The sequence below is a fragment of the Ruegeria sp. BA12 genome (assembly GCF_056539625.1).
In genome coordinates this window covers 1-25,173 of sequence record NZ_JBQFVF010000008.1, presented here as the reverse complement: position 1 = coordinate 25,173, position 25,173 = coordinate 1, and the positions used below count along the sequence as shown (strand labels likewise).

The window sequence follows — 25,173 nt, the reverse complement described above, 5'->3', positions numbered from 1 at the left end:
CCCCGATTGCGGGGCGGGCAGACCACCGGAGTTCCCATGTCCTCGATCCTGATTATCGAGCAGATCCTTAACGGGCTGCAGTTCGGTGTGATGCTGTTCCTGATGGCGGCTGGTCTAACGCTGATTTTCGGCGTGATGGGCCTGATCAATCTGGCGCACGGGTCTCTTTACATGGTGGGGGCTTTTGCGGCGGCGGCTGTGGCGGGCGCAACTGGGTCTTTCCTGCTGGCGCTGGTTGCCGCCCTGGCCGCCGCAGCGCTGGCCGGAGCGATTGTCGAGATGGTGGTGATCCGGCGATTGTATGACGCGCCGCATCTGGATCAGGTGCTGGCCACCTTTGCGCTGATCCTGATCTTTTCTGAAGGAACACGCTGGGTCTTTGGCTCTTTTCCGTTGTTTCTGGACATTCCCGACGCGCTGTCCGGACCTGTCACTTTGCCGGGCGGGATCGAATACCCGCTGTATCGTCTGACCCTGATTGGCATCGGGCTAGCCGTGGCTGTGGGTCTTTGGGCGCTGATTGAACGCACCCGTCTAGGCATTCAAATACGAGCGGGAGAGAATGATCGTGAGATGATCGCGGCACTGGGCGTCGATATCTCGAAACTCTACACGCTGGTTTTTGCGTTGGGCGCGGCGCTGGCCGGATTGGCTGGCGCTTTGGTCGGGGCGATTCAATCGGTTCAGGTCGGGATGGGAGAACCGGTGCTGATCCTGGCCTTTGTGGTCATTGTCATCGGCGGGATCGGTTCAGTTCGTGGTGCCTTTATCGGCGCGCTGCTGGTCGGGCTGACCGACACGCTGGGCGGGGTGTTCCTGCCCGAATTGTTCAAGCTGTTCATGGACAATGGCGCGGCACAGAAAAGCGGCTCAGCGCTGGCCTCTATGGGGATTTACGTGCTGATGGGGCTGGTGCTGATCTGGCGACCCACCGGGTTGTTCGGAGCACGCACATGAGGTTGAATGAAAAATACCTCAATGCCGCGATGATCTTGGGCCTGCTGGTGTTGCCGCTTTGGGCCGTTGTGGCTGATCAACCCTTTACGATCACATTGGTGACGCGGGCGGTGATCCTTGCGCTGGCGGCTGTGGGGTTGAACATCATCCTTGGGATCGGCGGCATGGTCAGCTTTGGTCATGCAGTGTTCTTTGGAATCGGAGGGTACGCGATGGGCATCCTTGCCTATCACGCGCAGACCTACACGGCGCTTGATCTGGGACTATTCACCACCGATGGCACCAAAGCTATGCCGGTGATCTGGCTGGTGGCGATGATCCTTTCAGGGATGGTGGCGTTCTTTATCGGGCTGCTGTCGCTGCGCACGTCCGGGGTGTATTTCATCATGATCACGCTCGCCTTTGGGCAGATGTTTTTCTACTTCGCGATCTCCTGGGCGCAGTACGGGGGTGAAGATGGGCTGTCGATCTATGTCCGCAACGACTTTCCTGGTCTGAACACACTAGCACCGATCCAGTTCTATGGCATCTGTTTCACGCTGCTTTGTGTGGTGCTATTTCTGTTCGCCCGCCTTCAGGGCTCACCCTTCGGATTGGCGCTGAACGCGGCGCGTCAGACGCCCACTCGGGTTGAGACCGTGGGCCTGAACCCGATGCGGTTGAAGCTGTTGGCCTTTGTCCTTTCGGGGGCAATCACCGGGTTGGCAGGCGCGCTGTTTGCAGACCTGAACCGCTTTGTCTCCCCCACGATGTTCAGTTGGCAATTGTCGGGTGAATTGATCGTGCTGATCATCATCGGAGGGGTGGGGCGCTTGATGGGGCCGGTCATCGGGGCCTGCGTCTTTGTCGCGTTGGAACATTTTTTGGGCGAGCTAACTGACTTCTGGCACGTCTACCTGGGCGTGGTCCTGCTGTGCATTGTGTTGTTCGGGCGTGGGGGGCTGATCGGTCTGCTGACCGGGAAAGAGGGGGCACATGTCTGATCCCGTCCTTTCCACGCTGAACCTGAACAAAAGCTTTGGCGCACTCAAGGCCACGGACGACGTGTCGATTGACCTGATACCCGGCGAAATCCATGCGATCATCGGCCCAAACGGGGCGGGCAAATCGACGCTGATCCAACAGATTTGCGGTGGGTTGCAGTCAGATTCCGGGCGGGTCCTGCTGAATGGTCAAGATGTCTCGGGGCATAGCACGCAGGTGCGGGCGCGGGATGGGCTGGGGCGCACCTTTCAGATTTCTCAACTGTGCATGGAAGATACCGTTCTGGAAAACGCCGTGCTGGGCGCGATGGGGGCCGAGCATATGGCTTGGCGGTTCTGGCGACCTGCCTTGAAACGACCCGCGCTGCGCGAGCGGGCCGAGGCCGCGTTGGAGCGCGTGGGCCTCAGCGATGACCGCGATACGCGCTGTGCCAACCTCAGCCATGGTCAGCGGCGGCAATTGGAGGTTGCAGTTGCTTTGACCTTGTCCCCCAAAGCCTTTGTGATGGACGAGCCAATGGCCGGGCTTGGTGCCGGAGGGTCGAAACGGCTGACGGGTTTTCTGGACGGACTGAGGCAGGAAGCGCCCATTTTGCTGGTCGAGCACGACATGGACGCGGTTTTTGCGTTGGCTGATCGGATCAGCGTGCTGGTCTATGGCAAGGTCATCGCCACGGGCACGGCGGAAGAAATCCGCACCAGCCGCGAGGTGCGCGACGCCTATCTTGGGGACGAGGCATGAGTCTGCTGCGGATAGAAAACCTCAGCGCCTCTTACGGTGTCAGTCAGGCCCTGTTTGGTGTGGGTCTTGAGATTGCGCAGGGTGAGGTCACTGCCCTGATGGGGCGGAACGGGATGGGTAAGACCACCACGGTAAAGGCCATTTGCCGGATGATCCGGTCAGACGGCACGCTGACGCTGGACGGTCAGGATCTGCATGCGCTGCCCAGTCACAAGGTCGCGCGTAAAGGCGTGGGGCTGGTGCCCGAAGGGCGCCGCTGTTTTGCCGACCTGACTGTGCGTGAAAACTTGATTGCGGCGGCACGTCCAGGGGATTGGACCCTGCGTGGTGTGACCGAGCTGTTTCCCCGGTTGGGTGAACGGCAGGGGCAACGGGCGGTTTCCCTTTCGGGAGGAGAGCAGCAGATGCTGGCGATAGGCCGCGCGCTGATGACTAACCCCCGACTGCTGATCCTGGATGAGGCCACCGAGGGGCTTGCCCCGATCGTCCGGCAGGAAATCTGGGCAGCGCTGCACCGCCTGCGGCAAGAGACCAACGTGGCGATCCTGCTGATCGACAAATCTTTGAAGGAGTTGGCGGCTGTGTCTGACAAAGCGGTCATTCTGGAGCGGGGCCGCACCGTCTGGACCGGTGCCATCACTGACCTGACCCCTGAAATTTCCGAAAAATATGTGGGGGTCTGATGGCGTTTGAGTTTCATCAAAAAGTCTTGTTCAAACATTGCGACCCTGCCGGGATCGTGTTCTTTCCGCGTTACTTCGAGATGATCAATGATTGCGTCGAGGCGTTCTTCGATCAGGGTTTGAACGCGCCGTTCCACGATCTGCATCGCGCAGGTGCTGTACCAACTGTTCAGATCCAGACCCAGTTTCCCGCACCCAGCCGCCATGGAGACCAATTGGTTTTCCAACTTGAAATCACACAGATCGGCAACAGCTCGGCGGGGTACACGATGACCGCCCGTTGTGGGGATGAGGTGCGGCTGGCAACTTTGGCGACATTGGTCCACGTCAACGCCGATGGCCGCCCCGAGGCGTGGCCAGATACCATCCGCAGCAAGCTGGAAACATTCAGAAAGGACGCGACATGAGCCACAAGATCATTCAGCCCGACGGCTGGCTTCCGGCCAAAGGCTATGCGAACGGCGTTCTGACTAAGGACGGAACCTTGCATATTGGCGGCCAGATCGGATGGGACGCGAACAAGGAATTCGTCAACGGCGGCTTTATTGGCCAGATGAAACAGGCCCTGCAAAATATCGTGGACATTGTCGAAGCCGCAGGTGGTGAGGTAGCCGACGTGACCCGCTTGACCTGGTTTGTCATCGACAAAAGCGAATACCTGGCAAAACAGGCCGAAGTCGGCGCAGCCTACCGAGAGGTGTTTGGCAGACACTTCCCCGCCATGTCGATGATCATCGTTGCCGGTTTGGTCGAAGACGAAGCCATGGTTGAGATTGAGGCCACAGCGCATCTGTCGTAACCCCAGTTGTTAAAGATTGCGCACTCAGAACCGGTAAGTAGCACCTATCAGCGGGCCGGATTGATCGAATTCGTAATCATTGCCGTCAATATCGTGGTCGAAAGATATGTAACGGTATCCACCCCGCAGCATCCACCTGTCGTTGATGATGTAGTCTGCAGTCAGCAGAACCGACCAGGTCTGGCTGCCGCTGCGAAATCCGCCGTAATCCACATAAGCGGTGCTGGTCCATGAATCGGATAGCGTAAACCGTGCCCGGACCCCAATTACCGGGTCGACCCAACTTTCGTCGGCAGTAGAGGTAAAGGCGGGACCTCCTACAGGTGTCAGCGAGAAATCAGTGTCGGTACTGTACCACCTGAAGCCGCCCGCAAGGTCCACCTTGACGGTTGGATCATTGCGCACTCGGTAACCCAGTAAGGCCGTCAGGAACTGTGTCTTGACCGAAGTTTCAAGGTCGCCGCCGCCAGGCCCGGTATCGCCAAAGGACAAGTTGGTATAGTTATAGTCGGCCAGCACGCTCCATTGCCCGTTTGTTGCCGCCAGCGCGCCCATGAACGCAAAGTCGAGGTTTTCCAGCGCGTCTGTAAAGCTAAGTGTCGCGTCAAGCGTACCCCTAGGGGTTTCAATGCTGGTCTCGGTCTCGGGCATGAACAGATAGATAGTGGCCTCGTAAGACCAATCGGACTGCTGCGCTGAGGTGGGTGCTGCCACGGATGTCAGTAAGGCCGCTGCGACGGTGCCGAGCCTTGTTTTTTTGGTTTGTACCATTCTGTCCCTCACTATTTCTGTCTTAAATTATGTGTTTCCGAAATGGGTCCTATGCCGCTACGTCCTCAGAATCCGTTGCGCCCGAGCCGACGCGATTTATGTCAGTGTCCGGGAAAAACTCGGACCAGACGTGCCAGAATATTCCGGCCCGCAGGGTTTCTACCCGTTGCAACTGACCCTGGTCCGACACACCCCAGAAATCGCAATGTGAAACGAGCTGACCACTGTCATTATACCACACGCCCAGGCTTTCGTACTTCGGGTCCAGGCTGACAACGATGTCGCGGCCACCGACGGTAGCGTTGACGATCCAGTTGTTGTCGATGACGAAATCATCCGTCCAGCAGGCGGCATCCTTGCCGATTGTGATCCCCCAGACATAGGTCTTGTTGGGCAGCCGGTCATCGGAACGATCCATATTGTCCATCACGGGTGCTTCTTCCTGATGCTGGCGGCCGATGCCCCAGCCAAAGGTGATCTCGGTCACCATGTCCAGCAGCCGCAGCAGAGGATTGGACGAGGGTTTGTTCAGAAAGACTTCGCCGTCGGGAAAGGCCTTTTGGAATCCTCGGAACGTCATCCGGTAGGTCGGCCAGGGCTTCATCTGCGCCTCGGGGCGCAGGGGGCAGGCGAGCCCATCTGCGTTCGGGTCGCGGTCAGCCTCGCGGAAGCCATAGATATGCTGGATCGGCTCGCCGGATTCATTGTCGCGCAGGATCAGGTTGTTGCCGTGCTGGGCCAGCACCTCAAGGTCCAGCCGCTTGCCCTCGATCCGTGGGGTGTATCCCTGGCCGAGGTTGGCCATTGCGCAATAGGTCATCACCACATCTTCACCGCCCAACCCATCGACGTCACCGGCCAGATGAGGTCGCATGATCTGTGCATCCGGGTGCGCGCGGGCATGGCCGTTGTGATCCATCACAATGACCGGCGCGGTTGGGCCGACATATTTGCGGGCCTCGCTGATCGGAAAGAAGGCCGCGTCGTTCAACTGGTTACGCAGGCCCAGATGCACCCAGACAAAAGGGAAGCCGTAAAAGAACAGCACCAGCAACGCAGACAAAGCCCACAACCAGAACGACCCGCCACCCAAAAAGAGAAAGGTCAGCGTGGAGACGGCAAATGCACCCAACCCGATACCGATCAGGCGGTATTCATGCCGGATGAACCGCACCATATTCTCGCGCTTCACCTTCAACAGCATTTGCGAGATGTCGCCCAGATCGCGGAAATAGACAAAGCCAATGCCAAGCGACACCACTATGCCAAGTGCGAAGATTATGTTTCCAGCCATCGCCTTACCTGCTGTCAGTTGAAAAGGCCGCCCGCGGAAATACTGCGGGCAGTCTAAGCTTATTGTTGTGACGATTGGCGTTTGACCAGGAACGCTTCAACCGCTTGCTGTGTCTCGGGGCGGATGTTGTCGATGCCCTCGTACGGAACACCCGTGGCCGGAGGAGTATCCGGGAATTTTTCCTTTCGCGCATTGTGGCGCCCGAGAATCCGAACGAACTCCTGTCCACCCCAGGCACCAACTTCGGTCGACACCGAATACTCCTCACGCGTGTCGCGATATAGGTCGAAAAACTTGGCAACAATCGGGCTTTCACCGGGTCCCGGCAGCTTGAGCTTGAGCTGATCTTTGACGATAGCTTCGGGCTTGGCGACCGAATAGATGATCACGTGATCCCGGCGTGCTTTGGATTCATCGGCAAAAAGAAGTGCGGCCGACTGGTCCACACCATCGACAAGCCGGTCGCGAGGGATGAACTCTTCCGCACCAGCAAACCGCGCAAACGTTGTGTACATGTCAGAGACATGAACAATGCTGTTCAACAATGCGTCTTCTTCAATCATTCCCGGCCAGCGAATAAAGGCATCAACACGAACACCACCTTCTGTCGTGTCAGCTTTTCCACCGCGGAAGATCATTGGGGTGAACCCTGATTGCGGAGAATACTTGGTGAAATGGCCATTGTCGCCCATTACGACAATGATGGTGTTCTCGGTTAGCCCAAGCTCGTCCACTTTGGCGAATAGGTCACCAAGCCATTGATCCAGCAACTGCATTTTGTCGACATACAGCCCGCCGTTGGCGCTTTCGGGTCCGTCACGACCAGCACGCGTGTTATCAAGGGGAATCATTGGCCAATATTGGAGAAAGAAAGGTTCTTCATCGCCGGCCAAACGCTCAAGTTCAGACAAGGTTTTGTCCTGAAAGGCTTGGTTCATCTCGTCGTATTTGGCGGCATTCCAACGTTCGCCTGTTTCCATGCGGATTTCGCGGATCGGTCCGTCGGCCTCGCCTTCGATTACTGTCATCATCGCGGATGCATCAGGTCTGAACCAATTGTCCAAAGTGTATTTGTCGTCATAATCGCGGATCGCGACAGATACCTGTTCCTTTATGGCATCATCGTTGAAAATGGTTAGTTGTCCTTGCTGGTGTACGGCCATTTGGGCGTAGTCAAAGCCTTGGTTCATGGCCCAGCTTTCTGCGATGTCCCCCATGTGCCATTTTCCCACATGGCTTGTGGCATAGCCCGCCTGTTTCAAAACTTCCGGTAGGGTGACCTCATCGCCGGGCAAGCCAAACCCTGCTATATCCACGGCGGTGTCGCCCATCCCCATCCTTACCGGCAAACGCCCAGTCATCTGTGCCACACGGGTCGGCGTGCATGATGGCTCGGTGTACATACGCACCATTCGCATGGCCTGATCCGAGAAATCGTTGATGTTTGGCGTCTCATAGCCCCGCACTGCGTTCAATTCGGGGATGCCCATGTCGCCAAAGCCCAAATCATCGATCAACACGCTGATGATGTTCGGAGGATTGCCACCGTTGCCGTCCCTAAACGCGGCTAATGCTTCGTTTACAGCAGCATCATCCTGTGCCCATTGGTCGGCGTGCTGGGCTTGCAGAACGTAAAATTCTGCGTCGTGCTGAATGGGGTTTTCCTGCGCCAATGCCGATGTGGCCACAAGACCTGATGACAAGGTGATTAACCATCCCAGTTTCATTCCGTACTCCCCTTGTATGCAAGATGTTCTCTTGGCCTATGGCTGCCGAGGCATTCTCACATTGAAACATTATGATGTTTATTTCTAAATTTCTACGGTTTACCTCATTGCCAGCTCATGAAGGTTTCGCGCGCCAGTTCCGATTCTGGGCGCAGGTTTTCGATCCCTTCATAGGGCAGGCCAGTGCCAATCTCGGAATGCGGGTATTTGGCGATCATTTTCTGATGGCGTTTGACCATGTCCTGAAACGAGGCCCCGGCCCAAAGGGAATACCCCACCAGCGGGTGTTGTTCGCGCGGGTCGCGATATATGTTGTAGGTCGGTGCGCCAGCGCCGGGTTGTCCGGGGGCGGGCAGGTGCATCTTGAACTCTTGCTTGACCACAGACCGTAGGACCGGCCCCTCGTAAACATAGACATAATCGCGCCGTCCGTGGCCTTCGCCGTTCAGCAAAAGGGCGGTCTGGTCGATGCCGTCGATTACACGGTCGCGCGGGATATAGTCCGTCGCTCCCGCGATCCTGGCCATGGTGGTGTATATATCAGAGACGTGAAAGATATCGCCTGCTGCACTGTTGGCTTCGATCACATTGGGCCAGCGGATAAAGGCATCGGTGCGTACGCCGCCCTCAAGATGCTGGGTCTTGCCGCCGCGATAAATCAGCTGGTTCAGACCCGACGTGCCCTCGTAGTGATACATCAGGCCATTGTCGGCCATCAGGACGACGATCGTGTTGTCGGCTTCGCCGGTTTCTTCCAGCGCGGCCAGCAGATCACCGATCCAGCTGTCCAGCAATTGTAGCTTGTCCGCGTGAAAGCCCCCGTTGCGTGAAATCGCTTGATCGGGATAGACGAAATTCAGCGGGTATAGCGGCCAGTATTGCAGGAAGAATGGCGCATCTTCAGCCGCAACGCGCTGAAGTTGTTCCAGAGCTTGCTGCTGATAGCGCAGGTTCATGTCTTCGTATTTCACCTGCGTCCAAACCTCGCCCGCCGCCATGTCGACTTCGCGGGCCACGCCCCCCGCCTCGGCCTCGACACCTGTGACCAGACCGTAGGGTTTGAACCGCGCGTCCAGAAGGAACTGATTGTTCTGTCCTTCGGGTACATAGCCGAGCATGGCATTGGACCGCATCGCCTCGGGGGTCATGAGGCTCAGCTGTACTTGTTGGTGCAGGGGGAAGGCGGCCCAGTCGAACCCCTGATTGTGGGGGTAGGATTGTTCGATATCGCCCTGATGCCATTTGCCGACATGGGCGGTGTTATAGCCCGCTTGTTTCAGGATTTCAGGGAGAGTGACTTCTGAGGCCGGAAGACCCTCGCCCACCAGCGCCACCTTGACCTCTTCCACCCCGGCTCGCACCGGATGGCGGCCCGTTAGCATTGCCGTGCGTGTGGGTGTGCAGGAGGGTTCTGTATACATTCGCATCAGCGACAGACCCTCGGTTGCCAGCTGGTTGATGTTCGGTGTCTCGATCCCCATGACGTAGTTCATCTTGCGGTCGCCCATCTGACCAAAGCTCACGTCATCAATCAGGATGTAAAGGAAATTGGGTGGTTGGCCGCCATTCGCATCGCGGATTTCGGCAAGCTTGGCGTCAATTTCAACATCCTGTGCGTCCCAGGCCGTGCCGAACTGCGCGCGCAGGTATTCGAACTCACCATCGTGAATGATTGGGGTGTCCTGAGCAATGGCCGGGCTGGCGGTCAGGATCAGCAGGGGCAGAAGGGTACAGAGTTTCATAGTCAACCTTTCACTCATTTGTGCGGTCAGGGGCGTGCAGCCGTTTTTCAATACTGCTTCGCAGGTCCGAGACACTTTCGGCCAGATCCGCGAGGTAACGGGTCTGCGTTCCACCTGCGGATCGCGGGGCAAGCGCCAACTCGCGGAGTACCTCGTGGTAATCGGCGCAGATTTGGTCAAACTCCTTGTCCCGCGCGCGCAATGCCTGCAATTGATGTGCCGCGCCGGGAAACTGTGCTGCAAAGAAGTCATCATCTGTCATTGTAACGGCATCCGCTGGATTCGCCATTCAAACATGCCTGTCCAAGAATATGTCTTGAACGTATTAAACCGCATGCTACCGTAGCAGCATGCCGCCAAGTCCTTACCTTGAAAGGATAGTTCTTGACTGCCGCAACCGACGATACCACGCAGAGGGATGCAGGATCGTTCCCAAAGGAACAGATCCAGTCGGCGCTTGATCGGGTTCTTGCGTCGAAGGATTTCAAGGGTTCGGCGCGGATGCAGTCCTTTCTGACCTATGTCGTGACCGAGGCGCTTGCCGGACGCACGGATGAAATCCGCGCCAAGACGATTGCCATGGATGTCTACGGTTACAGCACCGATGACCTGTCCCGGCGTGAGGGGGTGGTGCGTGTCGACGCGGGTCGCGTTCGGCGCAAACTTAAGGCGTATTACGGGGGGCAAGGCGCGTCGGACCCGGTGGTCATCACCTTGCCCGTCGGCAGCTACGCGCCAGAGTTTCAGTCGGGTGCGGCCGAGGTTGGAGGTAAGCGCAACCTGCTGCTGGTCGGAGCGATGACTGGAGCGGTTCTGCTGGGCCTTGGCGGTTATGTGGCAACCACGCATCTGAGCGGCCGCAATGGGCCACCGATCACCGGCGATCAATCCACGATCTACGATGTTTCTCCGACACGGGTCGAGGCGATGAACCTGTGTAGCGCTGGTCAGGACCTGATTTTTCCGGTTGTGGATTTACAACGACTCCGCCCGGCTCTGATGGTGTTTGAAACGGCTATACAGCGAGACCCGCTGTATTACTGCGGCTATGCAGGGGCTGCGCAGGTGGAAACCATGCTTGCCATTTTGCAGTTCTACGATCCTGTCGCAGAGGAGTTGCTTGCAGCCGCCGATAAGAACAGCGCCCATGCACTTGAACTGGCCCCGGATGCGCCCTGGGCTTTGTCTGCCAGAGCATGGTCTGAGTTCGCTGCTGGCAATTTCGATCAGGCCGTCAGTCTGACTCACAGGGCAACCAAGCTGGCCCCCAATGATCCACATATTGCGGAATTTGACGCCCTGATATCGCTTTATACTTCTGACTTTGAACGCGTACTTTCACAGGCACAGCATTATCAGGCGCTGGCTGAAGATGGTGGTGGGTCGGTGGCCGGAAACGCGCTGGGTGCGGCGCAGTTTCACACCGGCGACTATGCGGGCTCAATCCGAACCTATGAGAATACGATCGCGCGCGGCGGCCCATTCGGGCCAATTTCAACTGCCTATCTGATGGCCGCGCATTGGAGAAACGGTGATCGGGGTGAGGCACGCAGACTGGCCGAATTATACGCCAGGACCTGGCCAAACTTTCCGTTGGGGGCGTTGAAAACCAGGGTATTTGCCGATCCAGGTCCTGTACGGGATTTGACTTCGGCAATGCGCGCCGCCGGGTGGGGTAGTGCAGACCCCACAACCGCCGAGTAAAACCTGACGGTTGTGGGGGGGTCAGGGCCGCTTAGGCGGCGACTTGCTCCATCGGCAGTTTGCGGGGATAGGGATCGCCTTGCTTGTACGATCCTGCCGCGGTGAACAGCACATCGGTGGACGAGTTCAGACCGGTTTCCGCCGAGTCCTGAAGAACACCGATAATGAACCCGATGCTGACCACCTGCATGGCCGTTGCGTTGTCGATACCGAACAGGCTGGCGGCCATTGGGATCAGCAACAGGGACCCGCCCGCGACGCCCGACGCGCCGGTGGCTGCAACCGAAGCGATAATGCTTAGGAACAGAGCCGAGAAGAAATCGACCTGAATTCCCATGGTGTGCACGGTCGCCAGTGTCATCACCGTGATGGTGATGGCGGCACCGGCCATGTTAATTGTGGCGCCGATGGGGATGGTGACCGAATAGGTCTCTTCATCCAGATTCATGCGGCGGCACAGCTCCATGTTGACCGGAATATTGGCGGCCGAGCTGCGCATGAAGAACGCGGTGATCCCGGATTCCTTCAAGCAGGTGAAGACCAGCGGATAGGGGTTCTTACGAATGCGCAGGAACACGATTAGCGGGTTCACAACCAGCGCCATAAACGCCATGCAGCCAATCAGCAGCAACAGCAGCTGGCCGTAGCTGGCAACCGTTTCAAAGCCGGTTTCAGCAATGGTCGAGGCCACGATGCCAAAGATACCAATGGGTGCAACCCGGATGATGGCAGCCACGATCTTGGTGATCGCGCCATCCAGATCAGACATCAGGGTCTTGGTCGAGTCGCTGGCGTGGCGGAAAACCAGCCCAAGGCCGATGGCCCAGGCGAGAATGCCGATATAGTTGGCCTGCGCCAGCGCGTTCACCGGATTGTCCACGATCTTCAGCAGGATGTTCTTGACCACCTCTGCCAGCCCGTCCGGGGCGTCCAAAAGCTCGGGCGTGCCAGTCAGGTGCAAAGAGACGGGGAACAGGAAACTGGCGCCCACTGCAACCAGTGCAGCGGCAAACGTGCCGAGAATGTATAACATCACCACCGGCCCCATGCGGGCCTGGCTGTCTTTCTTGTGGTTGGTGATTGCGGCGCAGACAAGGATCAGCACCAGAACGGGGGCGACGGCTTTTAGCGCGTCGACAAAGAAATCACCCAGCAGACCGACGGCTGAACCAGCAGCGGGCCAGAGGGTGGCGAGAAGGGCACCGGCTACCAGACCGATGATGATTTGCGTAACCAGGCTACCGCGTAGAATAAAATTCATCGGGACCATCCAGTTTGATTGGGGGCCTGACAGGGGTATTGTCGCTGTTCAAGCACGGTTAATTTATAAGATTGCGGCTATATGGGTCTTTTGGATCCAATTTAAACATCTGGACTTAAGAAATAGGTCCAGATTGAAAATTTCCTTATTGAGCCGCCGTCTCGCACGGCCTGACTGTGGGTGTTTCCGTGGACACGCGCTGCAGGCTCCAGGTGCAGGTTTGAACAGTTAGACCTGGCAGGTTTGGCACCTGATCCGAAGCCCAAACACTGGTCACCGAAAAACTGAATGGCGTGTTTGCAGCAGCGGGAAAAAACCGCGCAAGTTCTTTCGACGGGAAAGTGCCGCCGCAGGCTTCGAAATAGCCGCTGACCAAGGTGCCCTCGGGGTTCAGAACAACTGATCCGGTATAAAGCGAGTATTCAGCCCCAAGCTCTTGTTTGTCCGTGTATCGCAGGTCGATGGATATGCGGTCTCCGTCCTGAACGATCCCGGCGCTCATGGGGTCGGACCAGCTTGAGGGCACGCCACCCGTGGTGCTGTCACAGGCATAGCGCCCTTCGTATTGGCCGGTCAGTGAAAAGCCTTCTGCATATGCTGCACAAGGGATGGCCGCAAAAATGGCAAAGGCTGTTTTCTTAAAATGGGGTTCGAGGTCACAATAGCTCTCCTCTCCGATGCGGACAGGGATTGCGACGTCACAAAATATCCGAGTGCCTATCAATCACCTGGCCAAAATGATGCTGCCACAGGTCCACGCCCAGTTTACCGCTGCGATCAAGCGAAGACCCAACAACCGTATCGGCAATTATGGTCGGTTGCAGGCCCGCGTCAAATAGGGCGAACCCTGCGGCAAGAACGCAGGTGTCGGCCTGGATGCCACAGACCAGCACACGGTCGACTTTCCAGCTTTGAAATTGTGCGATGACTTCCAGGGGCGGACTGTAGCCGTATTTCAGGACAATATGATCTGCCTGAACAAGGCTTTCGTCGACAGAACGTGGCTTCCACCCAATTTGCCGAAAAAAAGGAACTTTGTCCTCGTCATGGCGTTCAACGGTAGCGACCGAGGGGAATTTGGTCGCCAACAGACGGCTGCGTTCGACCAGCCAATCAGGCGGGTCAAAGCTGGGTTGGACGTCGACAACCAATACGGCCTGTTTCAATCAATGCCTCCGATGCTGGCTAAACCGCTTGATGAACCTCGATGATATTGCCCTCGGGGTCGTAGAAGAACAGTTGGTGCCACTCTTTCGCGAATGCGGTGCCATAGTCCGAATACGGAATGCCGTTGTCGTCGAGCAGCTTTTTGAACGCCTCGATATCATCGGTGCGAAACGCGATGTGGCCGCGTTCGACAGGGTTGATAGTCTCACCATGTTTGAACGCGACGTCGAGGTTCTTTTCGGCCAGATGCATCTGCATGGCCCCGTCGGTGGCAAAGCGGATCTTGCCGCTATAGCCCTTGTCGTCGGTCTCATCGGGCCGAGGGAAATTCTCGATCGGGATATCGGCCAACCCCAGAACCTGAGTGTAGAAACGGTGCAACCGCTCAACATCGTCCGAGACAAAGTTGATGTGATGGAATTCAAGTTTCATGAAGGCCCGGCCTTTTAATTGGTGGTTGGCGTCAGAAAATCCCAAGAACCAGCGACAGGCAAGCCCTGTATCAAAGGGATTGATATAGCAGGGAAATGCGTACGCCGTGACAGTCAGAAAACCGTTGCACCGTTTGGGGGATGCAGGGATAGTGAAGGGATCACAAACTACCGGGGATCCTTGATGAACCCTACCAAGCTGTTTGTTTGCGCATTGATCCCCCTGTTTCTGCCGGGCCCGGCAGCGGCCCAGTCCGACGCGCCGCCGCCAAGTGTGACCGTCGCGCCGGTGACGTTGGAGGATTTGCAGAAAAAGGCCCAGTTTGTTGGCCGGGTCGTGGCGGATCAAAGCGTCGATCTGCAGGCCCGTGTCGAAGGGTTTCTGGAAGAGGTCAATTTTACCGAAGGCGGAACAGTTGCCAAAGGGGATGTGCTGTTTCGCATCGAAAAGAAGAAATACGCGGCCAGTGTGGACAGCGCACAGGCGGCGCTGAAAAGCGCGCTGGCCAGCGCGCAGACCGACAAGGCGGCGCTGGATCGCCAGCAGGCTCTGTTCGATAAGGGCGATGTCCCACAGGCTGTTTTGGACACGGCATTGGCAACCTATGCCGCAGGGCAGGCTGCGGTGGATGAGGCGAAGGCCGATCTGAAAATCGCGCAGATTGATTTGGATTACACGGAAATCCTCAGTCCCATTGATGGGCGCATCGGGTTGTCAGCGGTGGATGCGGGCAATTTGGTAAGCTCCGATACCGGAGTTTTGGCAACGGTTAACAGCGTTGATCCGATGATGGTGAGTTTTTACATCAGCGAGCCGGTCTTGCTGCAAGAACGCCGCAAAGGGCGCATCACGCCGGGCAACATCAAACTGACCACAAACATCAAACTGGCGGATGGGGAAACCTATGCCTCCACGGGCAAAGTCATATTCGTGGGCGACAGCGTCAGCCAGAACACCGACACGATTGAGCTACGCGCCAGTTTCGCCAACCCTGACGGCGTGCTGATCCCCGGTCAATTCGTGACCGTGGGTTTGGCCGGTTCAGAGGAGCCCAAAGTGCTGACCGTTCCGCGCAACGCTGTGCAGTTCGACAAGCAGGGTTATTTCGTGTTTTCGGTCGACGGTGACGGCAAAACCCACCGGCGGAATATCGAGATCGGCACTCAGACCGCGACCCGCACTCAGGTGGTATCTGGGCTGAGCGAAGGCGACCGTGTGGTGGTGCAGGGACTTCAGAAAATACATGACGGGCTGGTCGTGCAAGCGGTCGACAGTCAGGGTTAGGGGCCGGTTTGATCGCACGCTACTTCATCGACAGGCCGCATTTTGCAGCCGTGATTGCGATCCTGATGGTTCTGTTCGGCGCGGTCTGTGTACGCCTGATCCCGATTACCGAATACCCGCATATCACGCCGCCGCAGATCTATGTGGATACGTCTTACCCGGGGGCGGACGCGCAGGTCATTCTTGAATCCGTCGCCACCCCCATCGAAGAGCGTGTGAACGGCATTCCGGGCATGTTATCGCTGTCGTCCAAAAGCTCGAATGACGGCACTTACATGCTGAACGTGTCCTTTGAGCTAGGCACTGACCCCGACGTGGCGGCTGTTGAGGTGCAAAACCGTGTGGCATTGGCCAGTTCCGAACTGCCCTCGGCCGTGTTGCAGCAAGGGGTCGAGGTTACCAAGCGGTCAGGCAACATGATTGTGGTGATCAACCTGACCTCGCCTGATGGATCGCGGGATGAGCTGTTTCTCAGCAATTTCGGTGCTGATTTCCTGCACGACCCGTTGCAGCGATTGCCGGGGGTAGGGACGGTGTCGCAATTCGGTCAGCTGGAATACAGCATGCGGGTCTGGATCAATCCGGTGCGTATGGCCGCGTTGAATATCACCGCGTCCGAGGTTGCCGACGCCATCGAGGATCAGAACGTCATCGCCGCCGCCGGACAGGTCGGAGCTCCGCCATTTGCCGAGGGACGAACCGATTTCCAGTTTAAGCTGCGGGCTGAGGGGCTGCTGCGCGATGCCGAGGAATTTGGGCGGATCATTGTCGCCTCGAACCCCGACGGGTCAGTCACGCGGCTTGAGGACATCGCTCGAATCGAGCTGGGCGCGGCTACATATTCCGGGTCGACCAAGCTGAACGGCAACGACTCGGCCACAATCGCCGTCTATCAGGAAAGCGCCGCCAACGCGCTTGAGATTTCAGACTCGCTGCGCGCCTTGATGAAGGATCTGTCGGCGAAATTTCCCAAGGGCGTGTCGTATGAGATCACCTATGACGTTACTGACGCGGTGCGTGTTTCGATCCGCGATATCATGACGACGCTGGCCCTGACGGCGGGGCTGGTGATTGCGGTGACCTTTCTGTTTCTGGCCAGCCTGCGTGCAACCATCGTACCGGCCATCGCAATCCCGGTGTCGCTGCTGGGTGCTGTGGCGCTGATTTATGCCATCGGGTTCAGCGCCAACATGATCACGCTGTTCGCTTTGGTTCTGGCCATTACCCTAGTGGTGGATGACGCGATCATCATCATCGAGAACGCCGAACGTATCCTGCGGGATGAGGGGCTGGACCCGCGTGCGGCGACCCTGAAGGCGATGTCTCAGGTCAACCGGCCGATCGTGGCGACGACCTTTGTTCTGGCAGCCGTGTTCGTGCCGGTGTGCTTCTTTCCGGGCGTGACGGGGACGATCTATTTCCAGTTCGCGCTGACGATCATCTTTGCCTTTGTCCTGTCTGCGGTGAACGCCCTGACGTTGGCACCGGTCTTGTGCGCGATGATGCTGAAAACTGACAGCAGGCCCATCGGTCCGCTGGCGATTGTTCCGGCAGTGATTGTCTGGCTACGGCGCCAATACCTGCGCCTTGTGGCGCTGATGCTGCGTTATATGGCGGTGTCGCTGCTGGTGTTTGCCGGGGCCGTCGGCGTGACGGTGTATCTGTTCAAAACTGTGCCCACCGGCCTGATTCCGCAGGAAGACAACGGCGTTCTGATGGCGTCGATGGAACTGCCGGACGGGGCCTCGTTACAGCGCACCCAGGCCTTCATGGCGCAGGTGGGTAAGCTGATCGAACAGACGCCAGGGGTTGCAGCGGTCACAACGGTCTCGGGTCATTCCATGCTGGCCGGGGGGCGTTCGAATGTGGGCATGGCCATTGTTACGCTCACCCCATGGGATCAACGCACCAGTCCGGATTTGCAGTGGTACGCCATCATGCATGGGCTTGAACGACAGCTGGCGACATTGTCAGAAGGGGTCTCATACGTGTTTCCCTTTCCAACCATTCACGGGTTGGGCTCGACGGGGGGTATCTCGGTCCAACTGCTGGATCTGGGCAAAGGCGACGGGGCACAATTGGATGCGGTAATGAACGGCTTTGTAACCGCCCTGAATGCCGTTCCCGAGTTTTCGCGTGCACATGGCGATTTCTCGGCCCAAAGCCCGCAATACAAGCTGTCCATCGACCGAGACCGTGCCGAGACGCTAGGCGTCAGCGTGGCGGATATCTTTACCGCGTTGCAGGCCAATCTTAGCTCGTACTTCGTGGACAACTTCATACTGGACGAGCGCGTCTATTGGGTGGTGATTTCAGCCGATGCCGAATTCCGTCAGACGCTGGATGACGTGGATAACATCTATGTCAAAAACAGCGCCGGAGACTCGCTGCCCGTGCGCAATTTCGTCAGCAGCGAACCGGTCCTCGCACCGGACACGATCCCGCGCTACAACCTGTTCACGGCGGCCTCGGTCAGTGCGCAATTGGCCGAAGGGGTCAGTTCGGGCGACGGAATCATCGCGATGCAGGCGATTGCCGACAAGACGCTGCCTGACGGGTTTCGGATCGACTGGTCGGGTGTCACCCAGCAAGAGGTGAAGGCACAGGGGCTTGTGCCCTTCATCATGCTGTCGGCGCTGGTCTTGGCTTATCTGTTTCTTGTGGTGCTGTATGAAAGCTGGATTCTGCCGCTGTCGATCATCACGTCGGCGGTCTTTGCCCTGTTGGGCGCGTTGATCCCATTGGTGGTATTACCGTTCCTGACCAGCAATATCTTTGCGCAGGTGGGGATGGTGCTGCTAATCGGGTTGGCCGCGAAAAAGGCGATCATGGTGGTCGAATTTGCCAATCAGCAACGTGAAAGCGGGGCCAGCATTAAGGACGCGGCCTTAAAGGCGGCTGAAATCCGGTTCCGGCCGGTGACGATGACGGGCCTGTGTTTCATCGTGGGGGTTATGCCTCTGGTTCTGTCCAGCGGGGCAGGGGCGGCGGCGCGGGTCTCGGTGGGGTATCCGGTACTGTTTGGCATGATCCTGGACAGCACGCTGGGTCTGCTTATGATCCCGGTGCTGTATGCGGCATTTCAGACCGTTCGGGAATGGCTGTCTGGGTTGCGAACTGCCAACGAGTAGTTCCCGCAAGACCTGAAAATTGTTGCAGTCTTCCGGGGTTTCTCGGATGCTGAACGGCACGGAAACCGAGGTGGGCCCACGCAAAATGTCGCTGCAAGACCCCTTTACGGATCTTAAAATCGAACGGCAGGACAGCGGGTTTTACAAGGGCTACAACCTGCCGATTGCGCTGGTCAGCAAGATCGCTGTCTCGTTGCTGGTGCTATGGGCGTTGGTCTGGCCGCTGAATGCGAATGAAACGCTGAGGTCGTGGAAATCCGGGCTGCTGAGCGAGTTCAACGTCTTCTACAACCTCTCGGTCGCGTTGTTTGCCTTCTTTCTGTTTGTGGTTGCTCTCCTTCCTGCCACCGGGCGTATGCGATTGGGGGGTGATGATGAGCGGCCCGAATTCACCAACTTCTCATGGTTTTCGATGATGTTCGGGGCCGGGCTGGGCGTAGGGCTGATGGTATATGCCACGGCAGAACCACTAGGCCTGTGGGAATCAAATCCGCTGACCATGTCTGGTGAGGTCGCCCCGAAAAGCGCCGAGGCACTTCAGGGTGCCTATCGCTATACCTTTCTGCATACAGGGTTCCACGCTTGGGCAATCTACGTGGTGACAGGGTTGAGCCTGGCCTACTACGCCTATACTCGCGACATGCCTCTGACGATCAGAACGGCGCTGACGCCGCTGTTGGGCGAGTATTCCAACGGGGTTGCGGGCCACGTGATCGACATTTTGGGCGTGGTGGCGACCATCCTCGGGGTGGCGGTGACCATCGGGTACGGAGTGTCGCAGCTTGTCGACGGCGCCTTCCTGATCACCAGTGCGCAGTGGTTGATGGAAGGGGTCATGAAACCCTCGACCGCTGGTCTGATTGCGGCGCTGGCGTTAGTCATGATGATGTCGACCCTTTCGGCGGTGTCCGGCGTGGGGCGAGGGGTGAAATACCTTTCGAACCTTAATCTGATCCTGTCGCTGATTCTTCTGGCGGTGTTCATTTTCTTTGGCTCGTTTTCTTTAGCGATCAGGATCTATGGGCAGGCATTGGTGGACTATATCGTCAATTTTATACCGCTCAGCCTTCAGGCCCATTCCCCGATGTCCCAATCCGAGTATGCCGCAGCCCTGCCACCTGAAGCCGCCCCCTTCGTGGCCGAGCTGTTTCCCGGCGCTACTGATGCCTGGGACACGCGTGACAGCTTTTTGGCAGGGTTAAGCGGGGACGTGGCCGACCTGCCTGACACGACAAAGCAGGCCGCCTATGATGCAGGTACACCGGGGCGGCTGTTCGGCTGGCAATCGGGCTGGACGACCTTCTATTGGGCGTGGTGGATTGCCTTTTCCCCTTTTGTCGGTCTGTTTCTGGCCCGCATCTCGCGTGGGCGCACAGTGCGCGAATTCATCCTTGGCGCAGTGGTTGCACCGTCTTTGGTTTGTTTTGCCTGGATGACCATTCTGGGCGGCTCGGCCATTGATCTGGAACTGAACGGAGACGCCGATGGCGCCATTCTCGCGGCCTCGACCACGGCGACGCTATTTGTGACGCTCAGCGAGATGATCTCGGGACATCTGCTGGTAATCATCAGTTTTATGTGCGTGGTGCTGACCATGACCTTTCTGGTCACGTCTGCGGATTCCGGCATTCTGGTGATGAACACGATTATGTCCGGCGGGGCCGAAAAAACCGGGGTCATGCACCGTGTTTTGTGGGGCGGATTGCTGACGCTGGTGATTGGAACCCTGCTGATGGCCGGGGGCGGCGGGCTTGAGGCATTGACCAATTCCATGATCATTGGTGCGCTGCCTTTTAGCGTGGTCTTGTTGCTGATGTGTGTCTCGCTGGCCAAGGCGATGATCAATGATCTGCGGCGTGCGCGCCACGAAGAAAACGAGACTGAAACCTAATCTTGTCTGAGCGTGACCTTCAGGGGCGCATTAGATTGGATCGACTAGCACCGTCGAGAACACTGACTGATCCTGGGAATGATCTGCGCCTATTTGGTCGAGAAACAGATCGAAAAAGCAGCGCCGTCATGTGTCGGTAGTAACGAGATATCCGCACCATGTGCCCGCAGTGTATTGCGCACGATGGACAGCCCCATACCAGTCCCGCCCTGATCGCGTTTAGTGGTAAAGAACGGATCAAATACCCGCGCTTTATTGCCGGAGGAAATTCCTGGCCCATCATCGCCAAGCCGCAGGATCACTTCGGTATCGTCTTCTGTTGCCGACAGGGTCACAACCTGCGCGCCATGTTCTTGCGCGTTGCCGAGCAATTGGCGCAACACGACCAGCAAGCCATTGGAACCAATCGGGATAATTAGATCGCCGCCGTCAAAACGCATTTCGAGAGTGGGAAAATCGCGGCACAATGCGTCTTGCACCGCGTTCAGACAGGTCACCCCCTCATGACGCGACTCGCGCGCGCGGGCTACCTGACGCATGGCGTCGATCTGCTGTTCCATCTGCACGCCCGCGCCGGCAATCTGGTCCACCAGCCTCAGGTTTTCAGCCGATAGCGTGTCATCATCGCGCAGTAATTCCGTCGCTACCCTAAGTGTTGCAACAGGCGTCTTCAACTCATGCGTGACATGGTCCGAGAAACTGCGGATAGTGGTTTCACGGTTGCGCAGGGTTTCGGCCATGTCGATGACGCGCTGGGCGGTGGTGCCAAGCTCCTGAGTGCCAAAACGTGAGGGCGGCGAGAGGGGATCGGCGGGGTGCCGAACAACCTGCGTGGCAAAACGTTCCAGCGCAAAGATCGGTCGCAGCAATAGCCGCACCAACAACCAGCCTAGAACAGCCGTGGCCGCCGTGATGATCACCGCCAGCAAAACGGCGGCATTGCGATAGCCCAGTTCCGGTCCCAGATACCGAAACGCAACCAGCCCGGTCAGGGACAACAGCAATGTGCCGCATAGGGCGCCGCCCAGCACGAAGGCAAGGCTGGGGCGCCACTTGCGCCTCATGCCGCGGTGTCCTGAATGCGGATGCCGACACCATGCACAGTTTCGATCACCCCAGTGCAACCGGCCTGCGCCAGCTTACCTCGCAAGTTGCGTAGATGGCTGTCCAGAGTACGGTCCGAGACTTGCGACAACGCCCCCCAGACCGCCTGTATCAGCTGCGCGCGGGTGTGTACCTGACTGGGACGTTCGACCAGCGTGGCCAGCAAAGTGAACTCGGTCGCGGTCAGCGATATGGCGTTTCCGTCCAACCTGCAGACATGCGCGCCTGGGTCCAGCGTGATCCGTCCATGGGTCAAGGTCGGGCTGGATCGCGACCCGGATGCACGTTTCAGGATCGCGCGCACCCGCGCCACCAGCTCACGCGGGCTGAAGGGTTTGGTGACATAGTCATCTGCGCCCATTTCCAGGCCCAGTATCCGGTCAATCTCATCATCGCGCGCGGTCAGGAACAGGATCGGAACCTCGGATCGGGCGCGGATGCGACGGCAGACCTCGAACCCGTCCATCTCGGGCAGGCCAATATCCAGGACGATCAGATCCGGTGCTTCGCGGGCGGCGTGGGTCACGGCCATCTGGCCATCGCTGGCGGTGATCACCTGAAAGCCGGCGCGTTCCAACGCCAGACCAGCCAGATCGCGCAGGCGGGGATCATCATCAACCAACAGGATTTTCATCGCGCCTCGCCTTTGGGGTTCGCCGTAAGATAGCCATTCACACGTGCGGTGCGAAAGTCCCATTCGCGCCAGTTCGGATGGGTTGGGGCAGGATGCACACAGCTTTGGGCCCAGTCGGGAATGTGCATGATCGGCTGTTTGGCAATCTGGGTAGAAATTGCCTTGGAGGCCGAGTGCCCCAAACCACACAGATAGGTCCAGTCGGTCCGGGTCGCAGTATCCGAATCTGCAGCACGCGACAATGTATCCGCCGCAATCAGCGCAGCGAAATTTATGAACGCACAGATATAGAGGGTTCCCACGCTCAACATAGTGACCCGCAGGATCAACCAGACAGACGAACGCCCCCTTTGCACCTGCCAGGCCACCATGGCCAACCCAATTGCCACCAATCCCATCCAGATCAGCGCGTAGATCCGTAGGTAAGTCAGGCCAAACGCGTCGATATACAAGTCCAACCGGAACGCTGCGGACAAGGTCAGCAAAACGTTCTGTGCCAGCCATACAAGCAACAAGGGTTTCAACGCTGGGCTTTGCCCAAGAAAGGGGCGCGCCGCCAGTGCGAAGGCCCCGGCCAGCAAGGCCGTCATCAGCAGGGGGTAAGCGCCGCGATGGGCATATGTGGCGTGGCTCATACCTTCGGGCAGGGCGGCGGCGCCGAACAGGATCGAGATGTCCATGACGCTCTGCGCCGCCAGCATGAGGTTGAACAGAACCAATGCCCTGAAAACCGATCCGGCGTTCAACAGGCGTGACATGTTCCAGCTTAGGGTGGGGGCTGCCATAGGCACATCCGGCGCGGGGGCTGTCAGGAACGGCCAGATCAACAAGGCCAGTCCGCCCCAGAACGCGATCCGGCGGATCAGCACAAACAGGTCGAAATCGACCTTAAGCACTCGGACCAAAGCATGTTCCAACACCGGATTAGCACTGATCAGCAACGCCCCAAGCACGAAGAAGCCACCCAACGGAAAGGCCCAGTTGTGGATGAATACATGAACTATTGAACGGCCGGTTTCGCCATGTGCTACCGGTTTACGGCGCCATCCCCGAACGTGCGTTGCGCATTCCTTCAGCCCGGCAGTCGGAACCCTTTTGATAATGTGCAATACTCCACCTGCCAGCCAAGGAAGGAGCTTGCGGTATTTGACCTCTGGTGGGATTTGCAACAACACGATCGCGCTGAGCAGCCCCGCGATCAGGAAGGTCACCGACAAAAGCTGGACATGTTCTATCAAGGGCAGAGTGGCCAGCATCAACACAGCTGAGGGCACCAGTAGTTTTGAGCGGGTGGGCTTGTTCACCCAGACGGCAGCAAAGATGCACCAAGCGAAAAGGGCCAGTGAGAGCCCGGGTTTGTGGCCCCAGAACAGTAGATCGCCCAGCAGAACAAGCAGGATCAGTGCAGTAACCCGCGGAAACCTTCGGACGCCGTCCAGCACGTTTCCCGGGGTCGCAGGCGGGGGCGTTAGGTCAACCGACGTGCCACTTTCACTGGCCAGCCACCAGCCATCATGGGCAAGTGAGCGGGGCACCCCCCGGATTATAAGTTCATTGGGCATATCAGCCTCCTGCTTGAGTTTCCTCAAGATTGCAGGGGCAGATCGCAGAACCTTTGCAGCAGTTGTGCAGAATTCGTGCAGATTGGCCCGGACCTACGGGCCCGGCAAGGGGTGTCTGGCAGGTTAGTGTAGCGCGCCGTGATCCCTAAGTTCTCCGGCAAATCGGCAGCTGCGAACGGCCTCGGGCGTGGTGGAATACTGCGCCCTGAAAGCCCGCCCCAGGGCAGAAGCTGATGAAAACCCGGTTGCTGTTGAAATCTCAAGCTGTGGCATGTCGGTATAGCGCAGCAAGCTGTAGGCGCGCTCAAGCCGCAGCTCGCGATAGGTGGTCAACAATTTGACACCGGTCTTGTTCAGAAACCGCCGCTGCAACTGTCGGGTCGAGGCCCCGAGCGCTTGCGACAGGTCCGAAATTTTCAGCGGGTCTTCGACATTGTTTAGCATCTTATCGATCACCTGCCGGACCATCGGATCAGCCCCGGACCGTTGGATCAGGCGGTTGGCCAACTGGCTTGCACAGCCGCGTTTTGGTTCGGTCAGGCCAATGTAGCCGCGTAGACTTTCGGCTAGATGTTCACCGTGGTCCAATGCTACGAATTCCGCCAGCAGGCGCAGGGCGCTCAGTTTGGTCGCGGCACTGTGTACCCGCCCATCGGGTGATTTGTGCGTGGGTTTGTGACAGTCGGCAAGCCCGATCTCCTGCGCTGCGGCCGAGAAGTTCGGATGGATGGCGGCGAGGGGCTCATCAGTCTTCGCGCTGTGCGCCAGCAGCAGAGCAGCCCCCCCGACCAGAATGGAGCGTGACGCCAGATTCAGTATCTGCGCAACGCGGGTCTTGTCCTGTCTGGCGCAGTGCCAGGGTTTGTGAATGTCGCCCCAAAAAATCGCAGTGCGACCCGCCCAATACAGGGGGTCGCCAGTAAAGGCTTCGGATGTATTCCGAATGGTGACGGCATAGGAGTGATCTTCGACAAGATCATTCAGAGCATGAAAAAACTCGGTAACCATTTCGGCCGAACCTTCGGCCTCGGGATCGTTTAGAAAAACGTCGATACTTCGCAGCCGTTCAGAGGCCGTTCGGGCCAACTGTACGTGGTTGTTGCCGAGGACATAGTGTTTCATTTCTCCTCCCCCTGCCTGATTTGGCTGCGTTGTTTTGGTCGGTGTGCCCCCCGCCTTTTGGCGGGGGGTGTGATTTACTCAGCTGCGTCGAGGTATGCGTCCATTGGTGGGCATGTGCAGACGAGGTTTCGGTCGCCATATGCGTTGTCGACGCGGTTGACGGGGGACCAGTATTTGTCGACG

At 57.9% G+C, this 25,173-nt stretch carries 23 protein-coding genes; 10 read left to right on the top strand and 13 right to left on the bottom strand.

The window, feature by feature from the left end:
• Positions 1 to 36: 36 nt before the first annotated feature.
• Genes ACR0B0_RS14955 through ACR0B0_RS14930 form a run of 6 tightly spaced genes read left to right on the top strand, consistent with a single transcriptional unit; the run spans position 37 to position 4,164 of the window.
• Complete coding sequence (locus ACR0B0_RS14955; protein ID WP_480648470.1) at positions 37 to 957, top strand: branched-chain amino acid ABC transporter permease; 921 nt, start codon at positions 37 to 39, stop codon at positions 955 to 957.
• Positions 954 to 1,940, top strand: coding sequence for a branched-chain amino acid ABC transporter permease (locus ACR0B0_RS14950; RefSeq protein ID WP_170377954.1), 987 nt, complete (start codon positions 954 to 956; stop codon positions 1,938 to 1,940). The genes ACR0B0_RS14955 and ACR0B0_RS14950 overlap by 4 nt, the downstream gene beginning before the upstream one ends.
• On the top strand, positions 1,933 to 2,682 hold the full coding sequence (locus tag ACR0B0_RS14945; protein WP_480648467.1) for an ABC transporter ATP-binding protein: 750 nt from the start codon (positions 1,933 to 1,935) through the stop codon (positions 2,680 to 2,682). Before ACR0B0_RS14950 ends, ACR0B0_RS14945 begins: the two co-directional genes overlap by 8 nt.
• Positions 2,679 to 3,365, top strand: coding sequence for an ABC transporter ATP-binding protein (locus ACR0B0_RS14940; RefSeq protein WP_480648465.1), 687 nt, complete (start codon positions 2,679 to 2,681; stop codon positions 3,363 to 3,365). Before ACR0B0_RS14945 ends, ACR0B0_RS14940 begins: the two co-directional genes overlap by 4 nt.
• A complete protein-coding gene (locus ACR0B0_RS14935; RefSeq protein ID WP_480648463.1) occupies positions 3,365 to 3,772 on the top strand; it encodes an acyl-CoA thioesterase in 408 nt (135 codons plus the stop codon). The genes ACR0B0_RS14940 and ACR0B0_RS14935 overlap by 1 nt, the downstream gene beginning before the upstream one ends.
• Complete coding sequence (locus tag ACR0B0_RS14930; protein WP_170413395.1) at positions 3,769 to 4,164, top strand: RidA family protein; 396 nt, start codon at positions 3,769 to 3,771, stop codon at positions 4,162 to 4,164. The genes ACR0B0_RS14935 and ACR0B0_RS14930 overlap by 4 nt, the downstream gene beginning before the upstream one ends.
• 24 nt (positions 4,165 to 4,188) lie before the next feature.
• Here the strand turns inward: ACR0B0_RS14930 and ACR0B0_RS14925 are convergent, their stop codons facing one another.
• The 5 genes from ACR0B0_RS14925 to ACR0B0_RS14905 all read right to left on the bottom strand — a co-directional run bounded on the left by ACR0B0_RS14925 (position 4,189) and on the right by ACR0B0_RS14905 (position 9,960).
• Positions 4,189 to 4,935 carry an outer membrane beta-barrel protein gene (locus tag ACR0B0_RS14925; RefSeq protein ID WP_480648461.1) on the bottom strand — a complete coding sequence of 249 codons (747 nt, stop codon included), beginning with the start codon at positions 4,933 to 4,935 and terminating at the stop codon, positions 4,189 to 4,191.
• Positions 4,936 to 4,984: 49 nt separating this feature from the next.
• Positions 4,985 to 6,229 carry a DUF3179 domain-containing (seleno)protein gene (locus ACR0B0_RS14920; RefSeq protein WP_480648459.1) on the bottom strand — a complete coding sequence of 415 codons (1,245 nt, stop codon included), beginning with the start codon at positions 6,227 to 6,229 and terminating at the stop codon, positions 4,985 to 4,987.
• Between the two features lie 59 nt (positions 6,230 to 6,288).
• Complete coding sequence (locus ACR0B0_RS14915; RefSeq protein ID WP_170350937.1) at positions 6,289 to 7,956, bottom strand: sulfatase-like hydrolase/transferase; 1,668 nt, start codon at positions 7,954 to 7,956, stop codon at positions 6,289 to 6,291.
• A 104-nt stretch (positions 7,957 to 8,060) separates the two neighbouring features.
• Entirely contained in the window at positions 8,061 to 9,698 is a 1,638-nt protein-coding gene (locus tag ACR0B0_RS14910) for a sulfatase-like hydrolase/transferase (RefSeq protein ID WP_480648457.1), read from the bottom strand.
• Positions 9,699 to 9,708: 10 nt separating this feature from the next.
• The gene (locus ACR0B0_RS14905; RefSeq protein WP_170362133.1) at positions 9,709 to 9,960 is read right to left on the bottom strand and encodes a hypothetical protein; all 252 of its coding nucleotides are present in this window, start codon (positions 9,958 to 9,960) and stop codon (positions 9,709 to 9,711) included.
• A gap of 122 nt (positions 9,961 to 10,082) precedes the next feature.
• Here ACR0B0_RS14905 and ACR0B0_RS14900 point away from each other — a divergent pair, with 122 nt between their 5' ends.
• A complete protein-coding gene (locus tag ACR0B0_RS14900) occupies positions 10,083 to 11,402 on the top strand; it encodes a tetratricopeptide repeat protein (protein WP_170350940.1) in 1,320 nt (439 codons plus the stop codon).
• Positions 11,403 to 11,433: 31 nt separating this feature from the next.
• Here the strand turns inward: ACR0B0_RS14900 and sstT are convergent, their stop codons facing one another.
• From sstT to ACR0B0_RS14880, 4 genes are all read right to left on the bottom strand, one after another.
• Positions 11,434 to 12,663 (bottom strand): serine/threonine transporter SstT, encoded by a 1,230-nt coding sequence (gene sstT / locus ACR0B0_RS14895; protein WP_170350941.1) that lies wholly within the window; start codon positions 12,661 to 12,663, stop codon positions 11,434 to 11,436.
• A gap of 145 nt (positions 12,664 to 12,808) precedes the next feature.
• Positions 12,809 to 13,387 carry a hypothetical protein gene (locus ACR0B0_RS14890; RefSeq protein ID WP_480648455.1) on the bottom strand — a complete coding sequence of 193 codons (579 nt, stop codon included), beginning with the start codon at positions 13,385 to 13,387 and terminating at the stop codon, positions 12,809 to 12,811.
• Positions 13,362 to 13,829 (bottom strand): cysteine hydrolase family protein, encoded by a 468-nt coding sequence (locus ACR0B0_RS14885; RefSeq protein WP_170517256.1) that lies wholly within the window; start codon positions 13,827 to 13,829, stop codon positions 13,362 to 13,364. Before ACR0B0_RS14885 ends, ACR0B0_RS14890 begins: the two co-directional genes overlap by 26 nt.
• A 19-nt stretch (positions 13,830 to 13,848) precedes the next feature.
• Positions 13,849 to 14,262 carry a VOC family protein gene (locus tag ACR0B0_RS14880; RefSeq protein WP_170350944.1) on the bottom strand — a complete coding sequence of 138 codons (414 nt, stop codon included), beginning with the start codon at positions 14,260 to 14,262 and terminating at the stop codon, positions 13,849 to 13,851.
• Positions 14,263 to 14,445: 183 nt separating this feature from the next.
• Here ACR0B0_RS14880 and ACR0B0_RS14875 point away from each other — a divergent pair, with 183 nt between their 5' ends.
• The 3 genes from ACR0B0_RS14875 (at position 14,446) to ACR0B0_RS14865 (ending at position 20,568) form a co-directional block, all read left to right on the top strand.
• Positions 14,446 to 15,546 carry an efflux RND transporter periplasmic adaptor subunit gene (locus ACR0B0_RS14875; protein ID WP_170362137.1) on the top strand — a complete coding sequence of 367 codons (1,101 nt, stop codon included), beginning with the start codon at positions 14,446 to 14,448 and terminating at the stop codon, positions 15,544 to 15,546.
• An 8-nt stretch (positions 15,547 to 15,554) separates the two neighbouring features.
• Positions 15,555 to 18,677 carry an efflux RND transporter permease subunit gene (locus tag ACR0B0_RS14870; RefSeq protein WP_480648452.1) on the top strand — a complete coding sequence of 1,041 codons (3,123 nt, stop codon included), beginning with the start codon at positions 15,555 to 15,557 and terminating at the stop codon, positions 18,675 to 18,677.
• Positions 18,678 to 18,762: 85 nt separating this feature from the next.
• Positions 18,763 to 20,568 carry a BCCT family transporter gene (locus ACR0B0_RS14865; RefSeq protein ID WP_480648622.1) on the top strand — a complete coding sequence of 602 codons (1,806 nt, stop codon included), beginning with the start codon at positions 18,763 to 18,765 and terminating at the stop codon, positions 20,566 to 20,568.
• Positions 20,569 to 20,657: 89 nt separating this feature from the next.
• Here ACR0B0_RS14865 and ACR0B0_RS14860 read toward each other — a convergent pair whose 3' ends face one another.
• The 4 genes from ACR0B0_RS14860 to ACR0B0_RS14845 form a co-directional block, all read right to left on the bottom strand.
• A complete protein-coding gene (locus tag ACR0B0_RS14860; protein ID WP_170350947.1) occupies positions 20,658 to 21,632 on the bottom strand; it encodes a sensor histidine kinase in 975 nt (324 codons plus the stop codon).
• Positions 21,629 to 22,306, bottom strand: coding sequence for a response regulator transcription factor (locus tag ACR0B0_RS14855; protein ID WP_480648450.1), 678 nt, complete (start codon positions 22,304 to 22,306; stop codon positions 21,629 to 21,631). Before ACR0B0_RS14855 ends, ACR0B0_RS14860 begins: the two co-directional genes overlap by 4 nt.
• Positions 22,303 to 23,868, bottom strand: coding sequence for a DUF4153 domain-containing protein (locus tag ACR0B0_RS14850; protein ID WP_480648448.1), 1,566 nt, complete (start codon positions 23,866 to 23,868; stop codon positions 22,303 to 22,305). Before ACR0B0_RS14850 ends, ACR0B0_RS14855 begins: the two co-directional genes overlap by 4 nt.
• A 123-nt stretch (positions 23,869 to 23,991) precedes the next feature.
• Positions 23,992 to 24,990 carry a helix-turn-helix domain-containing protein gene (locus tag ACR0B0_RS14845; protein WP_480648446.1) on the bottom strand — a complete coding sequence of 333 codons (999 nt, stop codon included), beginning with the start codon at positions 24,988 to 24,990 and terminating at the stop codon, positions 23,992 to 23,994.
• Positions 24,991 to 25,173: the final 183 nt, after the last annotated feature.

Coding starts and splice junctions, on each gene's coding strand:
- ACR0B0_RS14940 (WP_480648465.1), top strand. CDS start 2,679: ATGAGTCTGCTGCGGATAGAAAACCTCAGCGCCTCTTACGGTGTCAGT.
- ACR0B0_RS14865 (WP_480648622.1), top strand. CDS start 18,763: ATGTCGCTGCAAGACCCCTTTACGGATCTTAAAATCGAACGGCAGGAC.
- ACR0B0_RS14875 (WP_170362137.1), top strand. CDS start 14,446: ATGAACCCTACCAAGCTGTTTGTTTGCGCATTGATCCCCCTGTTTCTG.
- ACR0B0_RS14880 (WP_170350944.1), bottom strand. CDS start 14,262: ATGAAACTTGAATTCCATCACATCAACTTTGTCTCGGACGATGTTGAG.
- ACR0B0_RS14950 (WP_170377954.1), top strand. CDS start 954: ATGAGGTTGAATGAAAAATACCTCAATGCCGCGATGATCTTGGGCCTG.
- ACR0B0_RS14920 (WP_480648459.1), bottom strand. CDS start 6,229: ATGGCTGGAAACATAATCTTCGCACTTGGCATAGTGGTGTCGCTTGGC.
- ACR0B0_RS14860 (WP_170350947.1), bottom strand. CDS start 21,632: ATGAGGCGCAAGTGGCGCCCCAGCCTTGCCTTCGTGCTGGGCGGCGCC.
- ACR0B0_RS14945 (WP_480648467.1), top strand. CDS start 1,933: ATGTCTGATCCCGTCCTTTCCACGCTGAACCTGAACAAAAGCTTTGGC.
- ACR0B0_RS14845 (WP_480648446.1), bottom strand. CDS start 24,990: ATGAAACACTATGTCCTCGGCAACAACCACGTACAGTTGGCCCGAACG.
- ACR0B0_RS14925 (WP_480648461.1), bottom strand. CDS start 4,935: ATGGTACAAACCAAAAAAACAAGGCTCGGCACCGTCGCAGCGGCCTTA.
- ACR0B0_RS14850 (WP_480648448.1), bottom strand. CDS start 23,868: ATGCCCAATGAACTTATAATCCGGGGGGTGCCCCGCTCACTTGCCCAT.
- ACR0B0_RS14955 (WP_480648470.1), top strand. CDS start 37: ATGTCCTCGATCCTGATTATCGAGCAGATCCTTAACGGGCTGCAGTTC.
- ACR0B0_RS14855 (WP_480648450.1), bottom strand. CDS start 22,306: ATGAAAATCCTGTTGGTTGATGATGATCCCCGCCTGCGCGATCTGGCT.
- sstT (WP_170350941.1), bottom strand. CDS start 12,663: ATGAATTTTATTCTACGCGGTAGCCTGGTTACGCAAATCATCATCGGT.
- ACR0B0_RS14910 (WP_480648457.1), bottom strand. CDS start 9,698: ATGAAACTCTGTACCCTTCTGCCCCTGCTGATCCTGACCGCCAGCCCG.
- ACR0B0_RS14935 (WP_480648463.1), top strand. CDS start 3,365: ATGGCGTTTGAGTTTCATCAAAAAGTCTTGTTCAAACATTGCGACCCT.
- ACR0B0_RS14915 (WP_170350937.1), bottom strand. CDS start 7,956: ATGAAACTGGGATGGTTAATCACCTTGTCATCAGGTCTTGTGGCCACA.
- ACR0B0_RS14930 (WP_170413395.1), top strand. CDS start 3,769: ATGAGCCACAAGATCATTCAGCCCGACGGCTGGCTTCCGGCCAAAGGC.
- ACR0B0_RS14905 (WP_170362133.1), bottom strand. CDS start 9,960: ATGACAGATGATGACTTCTTTGCAGCACAGTTTCCCGGCGCGGCACAT.